Annotated in this window: 15 protein-coding genes; 13 read left to right on the top strand and 2 right to left on the bottom strand. The window is 32.1% G+C overall.

The genetic code is table 11. The annotated features are described in order from the left end of the window. The first annotated feature begins 17 nt into the window (after positions 1-17). From CVD18_RS14555 to CVD18_RS14510, 10 genes are all read left to right on the top strand, one after another. Positions 18-1,145, top strand: a complete 1,128-nt coding sequence (locus tag CVD18_RS14555; RefSeq protein ID WP_103866168.1) for an NAD(P)/FAD-dependent oxidoreductase — start codon at positions 18-20, stop codon at positions 1,143-1,145. Continuing rightward, complete coding sequence (locus CVD18_RS14550; RefSeq protein WP_103866167.1) at positions 1,139-1,852, top strand: methyltransferase domain-containing protein; 714 nt, start codon at positions 1,139-1,141, stop codon at positions 1,850-1,852. Before CVD18_RS14555 ends, CVD18_RS14550 begins: the two co-directional genes overlap by 7 nt. 22 nt (positions 1,853-1,874) lie before the next feature. Further along, on the top strand, positions 1,875-2,927 hold the full coding sequence (locus CVD18_RS14545) for a type III polyketide synthase (RefSeq protein WP_103866166.1): 1,053 nt from the start codon (positions 1,875-1,877) through the stop codon (positions 2,925-2,927). Positions 2,928-2,963: 36 nt separating this feature from the next. Next, complete coding sequence (locus CVD18_RS14540; RefSeq protein WP_103866165.1) at positions 2,964-3,755, top strand: SDR family oxidoreductase; 792 nt, start codon at positions 2,964-2,966, stop codon at positions 3,753-3,755. A gap of 9 nt (positions 3,756-3,764) precedes the next feature. Beyond that, positions 3,765-4,247: a hypothetical protein gene (locus tag CVD18_RS14535; RefSeq protein WP_146052801.1), complete on the top strand. Its 483-nt coding sequence runs from the start codon at positions 3,765-3,767 to the stop codon at positions 4,245-4,247. A 12-nt stretch (positions 4,248-4,259) separates the two neighbouring features. Continuing rightward, positions 4,260-4,706 carry a 3-hydroxyacyl-ACP dehydratase FabZ family protein gene (locus tag CVD18_RS14530; RefSeq protein ID WP_103866163.1) on the top strand — a complete coding sequence of 149 codons (447 nt, stop codon included), beginning with the start codon at positions 4,260-4,262 and terminating at the stop codon, positions 4,704-4,706. Continuing rightward, the gene (locus CVD18_RS14525; RefSeq protein WP_103866162.1) at positions 4,699-5,970 is read left to right on the top strand and encodes a beta-ketoacyl synthase; all 1,272 of its coding nucleotides are present in this window, start codon (positions 4,699-4,701) and stop codon (positions 5,968-5,970) included. The genes CVD18_RS14530 and CVD18_RS14525 overlap by 8 nt, the downstream gene beginning before the upstream one ends. Before the next feature lie 71 nt (positions 5,971-6,041). Next, positions 6,042-6,293, top strand: coding sequence for an acyl carrier protein (locus tag CVD18_RS14520; RefSeq protein ID WP_103866161.1), 252 nt, complete (start codon positions 6,042-6,044; stop codon positions 6,291-6,293). Between the two features lies 1 nt (position 6,294). Then, positions 6,295-6,837, top strand: coding sequence for a 4'-phosphopantetheinyl transferase superfamily protein (locus CVD18_RS14515; protein WP_103866160.1), 543 nt, complete (start codon positions 6,295-6,297; stop codon positions 6,835-6,837). A gap of 11 nt (positions 6,838-6,848) precedes the next feature. Next, positions 6,849-7,670 carry a sugar phosphate isomerase/epimerase gene (locus CVD18_RS14510; RefSeq protein ID WP_103866159.1) on the top strand — a complete coding sequence of 274 codons (822 nt, stop codon included), beginning with the start codon at positions 6,849-6,851 and terminating at the stop codon, positions 7,668-7,670. Here CVD18_RS14510 and CVD18_RS14505 read toward each other — a convergent pair. Next, a complete protein-coding gene (locus tag CVD18_RS14505) occupies positions 7,652-8,206 on the bottom strand; it encodes a YceI family protein (protein ID WP_103866158.1) in 555 nt (184 codons plus the stop codon). The genes CVD18_RS14510 and CVD18_RS14505 overlap by 19 nt on opposite strands. Before the next feature lie 230 nt (positions 8,207-8,436). On the opposite strand from CVD18_RS14505, the gene CVD18_RS22635 reads away from it, so the two are divergent. Continuing rightward, positions 8,437-8,610 carry a hypothetical protein gene (locus CVD18_RS22635; protein WP_158250468.1) on the top strand — a complete coding sequence of 58 codons (174 nt, stop codon included), beginning with the start codon at positions 8,437-8,439 and terminating at the stop codon, positions 8,608-8,610. Positions 8,611-8,619: 9 nt separating this feature from the next. Here the strand turns inward: CVD18_RS22635 and CVD18_RS14500 are convergent, their stop codons facing one another. Further along, positions 8,620-9,828: a multidrug effflux MFS transporter gene (locus CVD18_RS14500; RefSeq protein WP_103866157.1), complete on the bottom strand. Its 1,209-nt coding sequence runs from the start codon at positions 9,826-9,828 to the stop codon at positions 8,620-8,622. A gap of 484 nt (positions 9,829-10,312) precedes the next feature. Between CVD18_RS14500 and CVD18_RS14495 the strand changes: the two genes are divergently transcribed. After that, the gene (locus tag CVD18_RS14495) at positions 10,313-10,549 is read left to right on the top strand and encodes a hypothetical protein (RefSeq protein WP_103866156.1); all 237 of its coding nucleotides are present in this window, start codon (positions 10,313-10,315) and stop codon (positions 10,547-10,549) included. 105 nt (positions 10,550-10,654) lie between these two features. Beyond that, the gene (locus CVD18_RS14490) at positions 10,655-11,227 is read left to right on the top strand and encodes a DUF4251 domain-containing protein (protein WP_158250467.1); all 573 of its coding nucleotides are present in this window, start codon (positions 10,655-10,657) and stop codon (positions 11,225-11,227) included. Positions 11,228-12,020 lie beyond the last annotated feature (793 nt).

Raw genomic sequence — 12,020 nt, 5'->3', positions numbered from 1 at the left:
ATCTTCATTACATAAACATGCATTCACACGTTATAATTATAGGAGGAGGATTAGCTGGTTTAACTAGCGCTATCCATTTAGCAAGAGCAGGAGTTCCTGTTACTCTGATAGAAAAAAATGTGTACCCTAAACATAAGGTCTGTGGAGAATATATATCTAATGAGGTGCTTCCTTATTTTGATTTTCTAGATATTGATATTCAGAGTTTACAACCCACCAATATTTCAAAATTTCTTATTACTACGAAAAAAGGGAACTGTATAGAGAGTGAATTACCTCTAGGTGGATTTGGTGTAAGTAGATATACGCTAGATTATTATCTCTGGAAAAAAGCCACAGTTTCTGGGGTACAATTAATACAAGATCAAGTAATAGATATAAAATATAAGCAGGACACAGGTTTTAAAATAGAAACAGCAAAAAATCAAATGCTCACAAGTGATTATGTAATTGGTGCCTATGGAAAACGTGCGCAGCTTGATAAAAAATTACAACGAGATTTTAGCCTTAAAAAATCATCTTGGCTAGCGGTAAAATCCCATTATACTACTAATTTTGAACCCAATACAGTTTCCTTGCATAATTTTGATGGAGGATATTGTGGCCTTTCTATGATAGAAGAACAAAAGGTGAATGCTTGTTATCTTGTAGCATATGATAGTTTTAAAAAGCATAAAAATATTACAGGTTTTCAAAAAGAAATAATGGAGCAAAATCCATATTTACATAGTTTTTTTAAAGAAGCTACATTGCTTTTTGAAAAACCAATAACGATCAGTCAAATCAATTTTGATAAAAAGAAAGCAGTAGAAAATCATATCTTAATGACAGGAGATGCCGCAGGTTTAATTCACCCACTTTGTGGTAATGGAATGGCAATGGCTATACAAAGCGCTCAAATAGTCAGTAAGTTATTGGCTACTAATTATTTTGAAACTACAAAAAAGTCAAGAAAAGAAATAGAGAAACTTTATAAAAAGCAATGGGATCAAGCATTCTCTAAGCGATTATATACAGGTAGGGTTTTGCAAAAAATACTGCTCAATGATAGGCTACAAGAGTTGTCTTATACGTTAGCAAACACGATGCCAGCTATTGTGTCAAAAATTATAAAACAAACTCATGGAGCACCATTGATATGCTAGTAAATCTTAAACATAGGAGTAATGAGGTAGAACTTATGGATGATCCAATGGTGAATAAAAAAGACCTCCTAGTGGCTTTATCAGATATATCTAGAACGAATCAATTGCTAGGCGGTAACGAAATAACAATCAGAGCCGTACAGAAGTTAAGTAAAGATGTGTATAACAGTTCTAGTGTAACCATTCTTGATTTGGGATGTGGCGATGGAGAGATGTTGAGAGCAATAGCAAATTCGTATAGAAAACAGAAAAAAACTGTAAAATTGATAGGCGTAGATGTAAATAAAAATAGTATCGAATCTGGCAAAGGATTAAATCTCTTATATCCAGAAATAACATTATATCAACAAGATGTTATGAATTTAGAACCCTCTCAATTCTCTTGTGATATTGCTATTTGTACATTAACGTTACATCATCTTAGTAATGAAGAAATAAAGAAGATGATAAATAAAGTTATAAAAATAAGTAGTATTGGAGTAATTATAAACGATCTTCATCGTAGTAGAATAGCGTATTATCTGTTTAAACTATTTAGTTTCTTTTTTATAAGAGGATATATAGCAAAAAATGATGGGTTGGTTTCTATAAAAAGAGGGTTTAAAAAGAGTGAGCTACTAGATTTAGCAAACAATCTTAATTTGAATACTTATTCCATTGACTGGAAATGGGCTTTTAGATATAGATGGATCATAAAACAACAATAACAAAGATAAAACTGTAAATAATTTGAGTGTAAAAATTGCTGCCGTAACCAAAGAGCTCCCACAATATAAAAGAGAGACCAAAGAAATAGTACCCTTTGTTTCTAGGTGGTTATCGGATCAGAACGATCGTTTCAAACGGAAGGTTCTCAAAATTTTTGAAAATGCTGCTGTAGACAAACGCTATGGCATCATGAGTATAGAAGAAGTGTTTTCTGCAACTTCGTTTGAAGAGAAAAATGATATCTATGTGCGAGAGATTAAAAAACTAGGAGTTTCTGTGCTAAAAAAAGCTTTAGAAGAAATAAATTGGACACCAGAGTCTATAGATTATATTATAACAGTAAGCTGTACAGGCATCATGATTCCTTCTGTAGATGCATATATTATCAATGAGCTACAACTCAAACAAGATATTGTACGACTTCCTGTTACAGAAATGGGATGTGTTGCAGGAGTTTCAGGAATTATTTATGCCAGAAACTTTCTACAAGCCAATCCAGGTAAAAGAGCAGCTGTAATAGCGTTAGAATCTCCAACTGCAACATTTCAACTAGATGATTATAGTATGACCAATATGGTAAGTGCTGCCATTTTTGGTGATGGTGCTGCTTGTGCTTTATTATCTTCAGAAGAAAATATAGTTGGGCCTAAAATAATAGGCGATGAAATGTATCATTTTTATGATGTGACTACAATGATGGGATTTAAGCTTAGTAATGGAGGTTTACAAATGATTTTGGACCCAAAGGTTCCTGAAACCATCGCTTCACATTTTCCACAAATCATTCATCCCTTCTTATCAAAACATAATACAACGATAGAAGAAGTCGATCATCTAATTTTTCACCCAGGAGGAAAAAAAATTGTACAAACAGTAGAAGAGCTTTTTGGACATATGGGCAAAAATATTGAGGATACAAAGGCGGTTTTAAAAGAATATGGTAATATGAGTAGCGCAACAGTTTTATACGTGCTAGAACGATTTATGAGGCAAAAACCTTCCTCTGGAGAAACAGGGTTGATGCTTAGTTTTGGTCCTGGTTTTTCTGCTCAACGTATATTATTGGAATGGTAATTTTTTTGATGAATTAAACAGCATTTAAATTTCAGTATGAATAAAGATTTTATAAATAAAAATGAATGGGCACTTATTCTAGGTGGTAGTAGTGGTTTAGGACTAGCATCAGCCAAAAAACTAGCACTTCATGGTATGAATATTATCATTGTGCATCGCAACCGAAAAAGCGAAATGAAGCAGATAGACACTGATTTTAATGAGATTAGAGAAATTGGTATTGAATTCCTTTCGTTTAATATAGATCTACTGAAAGAAGATAAACAAAAAGAAGTAATTACAAACATCAAGAATACGATTGGTAACGGATTGATAAAAACAATTATACACAGTGTTGCCAAAGGAAACCTAAAACCAATGGTAGATGCAACACATGTTTTAAAAAATGATGATTTTCGATTGACAATTGATGCTATGGCAATTAGTCTTTATGATTGGGTATCAGCTGTATTTAAAGCCCAATTATTTACAAAAGATACGAGAGTTATCTCTTTTACAAGTGAAGGAAATGCAAAAGCATGGACTAATTATGCAGCAGTTTCTGCCGCCAAAGTTGCGCTGGAAGCGATAAGTAGAAGTATTGCGCTAGAATTTGCACCTTATGGGGTGAAAGCAAACTGCTTACAACCTGGCGCTGTAGATACACAATCTTTACGAATGATACCAGGATATGAGCAACTTATAGCAAATAGCCTGCAACGTAATCCGTTTAATAGAATAACAACCCCAGAAGATGTAGCTAATGCTGTATATTTATTATGTAAAGATGAAGCCGCATGGATTAATGGTTGCATCATACCAGTAAACGGGGGAGAACATTTAAATTAAAATAAATAGATGATGAAAAATATATTATTACTGTGTTTGCCCATGCTATTCTATAGTATGTCGTGTAAAGAAGATAATACAATAGCAGAGGGTGATATTTCTGAACCTAATTTTCAGGCAGAAATTATTAGTGTTACTGTTTCTGGGGATGAAGGCAACTATTCTTTTGCCGTAGGGATTAAAAGCCCTGATAAGGGTTGTGAGCAATATGCAGATTGGTGGGAGGTTATTTCTGATGAGGGAGCACTTTTATACAGGAGAATTTTGGCACATAGTCATGTGAATGAACAACCTTTTGTAAGATCTGGAGGGCCGATAGCAATAAATAAAGAGCAAACAGTCTATATACGCGTTCATATGAATACGAGTGGATATAGTGATAAAGTTTTTACAGGTAATGTAAACCAAGGGTTTAAAAAAGGTACTTTAGAAAGTACGTTTGCCGTTGATTTACAAACAAAAGAACCACTTCCTGATGGGTGTGCATTTTAAATCAATTTTATTTTGAATAAAGAAAATATCATACAGAAATTACCATATACCAAACCCTTTCTATTTGTAGATGAAATAATAGAGATAGATGATATACATATTAAAGGGGCGTATACATTTTTGCAAGATGAGTATTTCTACAAAGGTCATTTTAAAGATAACCCTATAACTCCTGGAGTTATTCTTACCGAATGTATGGCTCAAATAGGAATGGCATGTTTTGGGATTTATCTATTAAAAGGAGAGTGGAATCAAGCAAAGAATGGGATTGCCATAACTAGTAGTGATATGAATTTTTATAAACCAGTGTATCCAACAGAAAAGGTGGTTGTAATTGCAGAGAAGGAATATTTTAGATTTAATAAGCTTAAATGCAAAGTAGCGATGTATAACTCAGAAGATATTTTGGTTGCCAAAGGAATTGTTTCAGGAATGACTTTTATGAAAAATGATGAATAAAAGAAGAGTAGTTATAACAGGTTTAGGTGTAGTTGCTCCAAATGGAACGAGCGTTTCAGATTTTAATAATAATATCCAAAAAGGAAAAAGTGGAATTCATTATATTGAAAAATTAAAAGAATTAAATTTTTCATGTCAAATAGCTGGAAAACCACTATATAAAGAATCTTATTTAAACAATTACTTTAATAATATTCAGTTAAAAGGATTGAATGCTTCTGGAATGGAATATGGAGTTATCGCAGGAATGGATGCATGGAAAGATGCTGGATTATCAATCAATAATTCTCAAACTCCTCTTTGGGATACAGGAGTAATTTTTGGAACAGGAATCTTAGGAGTTGATAAATTTCGTGAAGCAATTTATAAAGTTGATGAAGGAAAAGTAAGAAGGTTAGGTAGTACTAGTGTCACACAAACAATGGCAAGTGGTATTAGTGCTTTTTTAGGAGGAATGCTTGGGTGTGGTAATATAGTTACCACAAATTCCTCTGCCTGTAGTACAGGAACTGAAGCTATCTTGATGGCCTATAATCATATTGCACAAGGTAATGCCGAAATTATTCTTGCAGGAAGCACCAGTGATAGTGGCCCGTATGTATGGGGAGGTTTTGATGCGATGCGTATTTTGCCTTATAAATATAATGATAACCCTACCAAAGCATCGCGACCAATGAGCGCAACAGCCAGTGGCTTTGTTCCTGGTAGTGGAGCGGGAGCTTTAGTTATAGAAAGTTTAGAAAGTGCGCAAAAAAGAGGAGCTACTATTTATGCAGAAATTTTAGGAGGACATGTAAACAGTGGTGGGCAACGTAATGGGGGTAGTATGACCGCTCCTAATAGTCAAGCAGTACAATACTGCATTCGCAAAGCTATTACCAACGCAAATATTAATTCTAATGATATTGATGCCATCAATGGTCATTTGACTGCCACCACTATGGATAGTATAGAAATACAAAACTGGAGCGAAGCCTTGGGGAGAAAAGGGAAAGATTTTCCTTATATTAATTCACTAAAAAGCCTTGTAGGTCATTGTCTTGCTGCTTCTGGTAGTATAGAAAGTGTTGCTGCGGTATTACAACTCAAAGAAGGATATGTTTTTGGAAACATTAATTCTGAAGATTTACACCCCGCTATAGAAGCTTTGATACCACGAGACCAAATTCCTCTTAAAACAATTAATAAACCTCTTACCATTATAGCAAAAGCTAGTTTTGGATTTGGAGATGTGAATGCTTGTGTTATTTTTAAAAAATACTAGATTAAAAAACAATTATTTTAATACATCACAATGCATATAATTTTTTTCAATAAAATATAGAATACAACGGTATGAATAAAGAAGAATTACTATCAAAATTAAAGACTATTATAAGCCCTTATGTTCAAAATGAAGAAGGACTTAAGAATCTCAACATGCATACTGATTTTATTAAAGATCTAGAGATAAACTCAGCAAATTTGGTAGATGTAGTGCTAGATGTAGAAGATGAATTTGATATAGAAATTGATAATGAATCTATGGAGAAAATGCTTACCGTAGAAGCCTCTATCGAAGTTATAAAAAATAAACTAAGTATATAAAATGATTGGTAATGATATCGTTGATTTTCAGGTAGCCAACCAACAAAGCAATTGGCAGAGGAGAGGATGGTTACAAAAAATATATACAGATATCGAGCAACACTATATTTTGACCTCAGAAAACCCAGAAACATTGATTTGGAAATTTTGGAGTATGAAAGAAGCTACGTATAAGGTTCACCAGAGACGTTTTGGATTTTCTCCTAGGTACAACCCCAAAAGTTTTCAATGTACGCTCAGAAATAAAGTATATGTGGATTCTGAGCAATACAATCTCAATACCGAGGTCAATAAACACTATGTTCATAGTATTGCTTATATTTCAGAAACTTCGTATTGTACTGTAGTCTATAAAAATGAAAATGATGTTTATACCAAAATAAAAGAAAAAATCGCAGAAGAATTTGATATATCAATAGTCTCTATCGTAAAAGATAAAAATAGAATCCCTGTGATTTGTATGAATAAAAAAAAGGCCACTATCCCTGTATCATTGACACATCATGGTGATTATACTGCATTTGTCTTTCAGAAATCAAAATAATTAAAAATAGTATGGAGTTAAAATTTATCTACCCTAGATGGGGAAGTGCTGATATGAAATGGGAAACCTTTTTAAAGAAGGTGAAAAACGCGGGATATCATGGTGTTGAGATTGATTTACCACTAAACACCCATGCTAAAAAAGAAATCTTATCGACCCTTTCTGATTACGAATTAGAATTTGTGGGGCAACATTGGGAGACAAAAGAACTTGATTTTAAAACACATTTAGATACATTCAAGAAACACCTGTACAACTTAGCAGAAGCTAAGCCCTTACTCATAAACTCGCATACAGGACTGGATTTCTTTTCAATTGAGAAAAATACTTTATTACTTCAAGCGGCGACAGATATCGAAAACGAAACAGGAGTACCCATAGCGCATGAAACTCATAGGTCTCGATTTTCTTTTGCATCACATATATGTTATGACTATTTAGAAAAAAACCCTGCTATAAAACTTACGTCAGATTTTTCGCATTGGTGTTGTGTAGCAGAATCATTATTAGAGAACCAAATAGAAATTGTAAAAAAAGCTATTCAACATACCTATCATATTCATGCCAGAGTTGGGTCTGCCCAAACACCACAACTAATTGATCCAAGAGACACACGATATAATGTAGAGTTGTCAATATTCAAAAAATGGTGGAAAGCTATGATTGATAATGCTGAATTACAAGGTAGAACGTTTATAACCATCACTCCTGAGTACGGCCCTTATCCATATGCTAATTACCTACCTAATACAAATGAACTAATGGGGGATCAATGGAAAATTAATCAATTTATAAAAGAAGAAATTATAAGCAATCAAAGTAAAGGAAAATAGAAATATATCTTTAATTTATTCTTTTTGTGATCATCATGAATATGAATATTAAAATCACTGGTGTAAATTATTGTTTTTCCTAAAAGTTTTTTATCATCTAGAGAAAAGGTAATAATTACTTCTTTTTGAATTCCTTTGATCGTAAGATTACCAATAACCTTATATGTATTTTGTTCAAAAGTGACTACTTGCGTGCTTACAAAGGATATTTTAGGGTATTTTTTTTTATGGAAAAACTTTTCCCACATCAAATGACCATCACGCAAAAAATTATTGGTATCTAATGTTTTAACAAGCGCTGTACCACTAAATACGGCATTTTCTGCATTTTTGGGACTAAAATTAACCTTAAAGTCTAATCCAGAAATTGTTCCAGAAGTCTGGTCTTCAATAAAATTAAAAGATATTTTAGAATTCTCTTTATCAATATCTAATTTTTGTGAATCATCGATTAATGCATAATCTGCCGCACTAAAATCTTGTCCAAATCCTTGGATAGATAGAATACTGATTAAAATATAAAAAAGTGTTTTCATAAGCTATGATTCATGTTACAAGATAAAAAATAATGAAGAACTCATTACATAAATGCATCTCATTTTGACTAATGCATAGTATAAAAGAGCGCTTTTTATTTTTTAAGAGTATAACAACTCTTAAAAAAAATATAAATCATTAATAAGTAACGGGTTAAAATCAAAAAAAAGTGATAAATTCGAAAGAGAGTTCATTGTTAATTAGGTAATTCATATAAAACTTAATGATTATGAGTAATAAAGAGAATCACACTAAAAAAAGACGATTTGCAGATTTCCAAAATAAATATAGAAGATCTTCTAATTTTGGATATGGGTCAAAAAGAGATCGTTTTACTATTGCCGGAAATGGTGATTTATCGGTATCAAATAACCTTAATAATCTAGAAAAAAGTACATCTTAAAATTAAATACTAGGGTGTTATTGTCTTTTTTCTTGATATTTTGATATACATAAGAATGCAAACAGAAAGGACTGCACAGGTCAAAAAACCTACGAATAGAGGTAGTGTAGTACCTGTAACAAATCTACCTATGTAAGTACTTATAGGAACAGCCATAATGGTTGAGATAAACCCAGTTATTGCTGCTCCAATCCCAGCAATATGCCCAATAGGTTGCATAGCCAAAGCTCTTAAATTTCCAAACAGAAAACCAATCGCAAAAAACTGCAAACCAAAAAATAGTAGTAAAACTTCAATACTTGGATTTGGTGAATTATAAAACAATACTATATATAGAAAAGAAATGCTCAAAAAAGAAATGAGAGAAATGGTAACTAGTTTCTCCATTCCATATTTTACAACCAGTGTTCCATTTAAAAAAATAGCTGTACCTATAGAAATTGCCAAAAGACCAAATATATAGGGAAATTCATCTTTGAGATGGTACTGTTGCTCAAATATTTGTTGAGAAGTACTCAAATACACCATAAAAGAACCTGTAATAAAACCTGAAATAATAGTGAAACCGATCGTTGTTTTATGTTTAATCAGCTCCAGAAATCCATCAATAAAAATAGAAGGAGTAAATTTAATACGTTTTGACTCTATAAGTGTTTCTGGTTGTCTTTTCCAAAACCAAAATGAAATTAGGAGACTAAATAGTAGCTGTATATAGAATATTGCTTGCCAATTATAATGATCCAAAACAGCTTTACCCAAAGCTGGAGCAATAATAGGAACCAGAATAAAAACTACCGTAATAAAAGACATAATACGTGCCATATAATCACCACTATAAATATCACGAATCATGGCAATACTGATTGTTCTAGGAGCAGAGAGTCCAATACCTTGTAATATTCTTCCTAAAATCATCATTTCTACGCTTGTAGAAAAAACACAAATAAAACTTGCAATAATAAATAGAAAAATACCAATGTATACAATAGGTTTTCTACCCAGACTGTCAGATATAGGACCAAAAATTAACGGACCAATACCAAGACCTAAAAAGATCATGGTGATTAATAATTGATTATCGGCAACCTCGGTAGTTCCAATGGTCGTACCTATAATATCTAATGCAGGCAAAAGCGCATCAATAGCCAAAGCTACTATAGACATTAGAGATGCCATAAGGGTTACAAATTCAAACTGAGCTAACTTACTTTTTTGCATCTGGCAAAAGTAATGTATTTGGATCACAAAGATTTAAAGTAAAATGTTATAATTATGTAACGTTATATCATTTTTGATAGTCCTTAATGGGAATGTTTTTTGAATCAATACCATCACATAATTATGAGAAATAGTAACTCTATAATATCTAATAAACACAAATTAAAACTATTTCAAATATCTAAGAAAAGGTGTAATGTACTTATAAAATGTACTTATAATAGGAGTTGTATGTTTTATTTTTTTATCAGGAAAACAAATATATGCGCAGAAAAGAGAAAAAGCTGTAAATGATGCAGGGCATGAGAAGTCAAAATTAGCAATCGGTGGATTTTCATATTCTGGACTGTCAAGTCGTGAACAACATTCATATTTTACAATTAACTATAAAGTAAATTCGAATTTATTTATAGAAGTACAGGGATATAATGATACATATCTATTTGCAGGTGTTTTTAAAGTACCAATTAGAGGAAAATTGTATTTGACAGATAAATTCCATCTTTCTTCTGGCTTGGAAATAGAATATACACAAAATGCTGATATTTATGATAAAATAACAGCTCCGTTACTACAGACTAAAGTTATAAATGGTATGGGGTATGATTTTGATACTAATTTTTCTTTAGAGGTAAATCATAATCTAAACTTTGGTGCATCAGAGCTTGGATATTATGGAACCTCAAACTTATTATATGTGAAAGGAAGGTTTAAGTTTTAGAAATTAAAATAGCATATTTATAAACTGATTAACTGGGTTTTAGGTGTTAATATTTTAAAAAATGGTATGTTATTTGATGTAATTATTAGTATATTTTCAATAAAAATGAAAACTCTTTTTTTAATATTTACAAGCTGTTTACTAGTTAGTTGTGGGAGCTCACAAAATCTGGAGATATCTACGGAGGAAAGTAAGGCTTTAGATGAATTGGTAGCACAAAAAAAACTCGAAATCATCTCTGATTGGGCGTCTCCGTTAGCGAGTAGTAGTCTTAATGCATTGTCGAATAGTGGTTTATTTCCAGCAGGAAGTACAGCAAATAATATAAACCTAATCGGAAACTTCAATCATTTTAGAATTCTGGGAGATAGTATTTCTGTGTATTTACCATACTACGGAGAACGTCGAATATCTACAGGCTTTAATAATAGGAATAATAATATAGAATTTGATGGCGTGCCAGAAGATGTTAAGATTACTTATAATGAAAAAAAACAACGATACTTGATGAAATTTGGAATTAGAAACACTACAGAATGGCTAAGAGTATCAGTAACATTATATTCAAATATGAGAAGTGATATTATGATACAAAGTAACCACCGAACATCCATACAATATAGAGGTAAAGTAATAAAGCTTGAAGAAAATAATAATAAAGCAGTATCAAATAATTAGTTGTAATTTGAATCAATAGCAGAGAAGCATTTAAATATCCTATTTTACATAATATAAATTATAGTACAAATATATAATATGAGTAAAACGGCGAATAGAACTTTTTCTGTTCTATTTTACATAGATGCAGATATAGCGCCTTTAGGTCTATATCGTCAGCATTTATGTAACAGCCGTTTTACGACCTGAGTTTCATTTATATTCGTAAGCTATAATGTAATATTATGTAAAATATCCCATAATATTTAGAACTCCTAAAGAAACTGTATTACTTGGGTCATTAAACATTAGACTCTTGGGTTTAGTACTAAATAATAAACATTCTGCTGTTTGTACTATAATTAGTCGCTATGTAAAATTGCCGCTGCCTATGCGCTCGATTGCTTTTTATAAATTAAACGCTTACTGGCGTTTATTTCTAAACACAATTTCCAACCGCATAGCCCACGCCAAAAAAAAGCAAACCTTTTAGGTGCATTATAAATCGCGTATTCTATAAAACATCCGTGCAAAAAGTTTTTATGACATTCTCGTGTCGTTGCCGCAAGAGCATAAAATTTCCCAAACGCACCATCCACAAGAAATTTCTATGCACTTGCTATAATTCTGCTACGATTTAACCTTTCTAACAATTTGCATATCTTTTTGTCTTGATACAAAAAGAAACAAAAAAATCAAGGCTGCACAAAACTTTGGAAACAATGTACAGCGCAATCGTATCGTTCCGAGCAAGTACATCTTTCCTAGCTTTATAAGGAGAGCTACCTTTGCTTCAAACAATTATTAGGTTTAT

The organism is Aquimarina sp. I32.4 (genome assembly GCF_002924285.1).
Classification (GTDB): Bacteria; Bacteroidota; Bacteroidia; order Flavobacteriales; family Flavobacteriaceae; genus Aquimarina.
This window is presented reverse-complemented; position numbering and strand designations above follow the sequence as displayed.

Bases quoted from the DNA above. Each gene is read 5' to 3' on its own strand.
- CVD18_RS14555 (WP_103866168.1), top strand. From the start codon at position 18: ATGCATTCACACGTTATAATTATAGGAGGAGGATTAGCTGGTTTAACT.
- CVD18_RS14550 (WP_103866167.1), top strand. From the start codon at position 1,139: ATGCTAGTAAATCTTAAACATAGGAGTAATGAGGTAGAACTTATGGAT.
- CVD18_RS14540 (WP_103866165.1), top strand. From the start codon at position 2,964: ATGAATAAAGATTTTATAAATAAAAATGAATGGGCACTTATTCTAGGT.
- CVD18_RS14535 (WP_146052801.1), top strand. From the start codon at position 3,765: ATGATGAAAAATATATTATTACTGTGTTTGCCCATGCTATTCTATAGT.
- CVD18_RS14525 (WP_103866162.1), top strand. From the start codon at position 4,699: ATGAATAAAAGAAGAGTAGTTATAACAGGTTTAGGTGTAGTTGCTCCA.
- CVD18_RS14520 (WP_103866161.1), top strand. From the start codon at position 6,042: ATGAATAAAGAAGAATTACTATCAAAATTAAAGACTATTATAAGCCCT.
- CVD18_RS14515 (WP_103866160.1), top strand. From the start codon at position 6,295: ATGATTGGTAATGATATCGTTGATTTTCAGGTAGCCAACCAACAAAGC.
- CVD18_RS14510 (WP_103866159.1), top strand. From the start codon at position 6,849: ATGGAGTTAAAATTTATCTACCCTAGATGGGGAAGTGCTGATATGAAA.
- CVD18_RS14505 (WP_103866158.1), bottom strand. From the start codon at position 8,206: ATGAAAACACTTTTTTATATTTTAATCAGTATTCTATCTATCCAAGGA.
- CVD18_RS22635 (WP_158250468.1), top strand. From the start codon at position 8,437: ATGAGTAATAAAGAGAATCACACTAAAAAAAGACGATTTGCAGATTTC.
- CVD18_RS14500 (WP_103866157.1), bottom strand. From the start codon at position 9,828: ATGCAAAAAAGTAAGTTAGCTCAGTTTGAATTTGTAACCCTTATGGCA.
- CVD18_RS14490 (WP_158250467.1), top strand. From the start codon at position 10,655: ATGAAAACTCTTTTTTTAATATTTACAAGCTGTTTACTAGTTAGTTGT.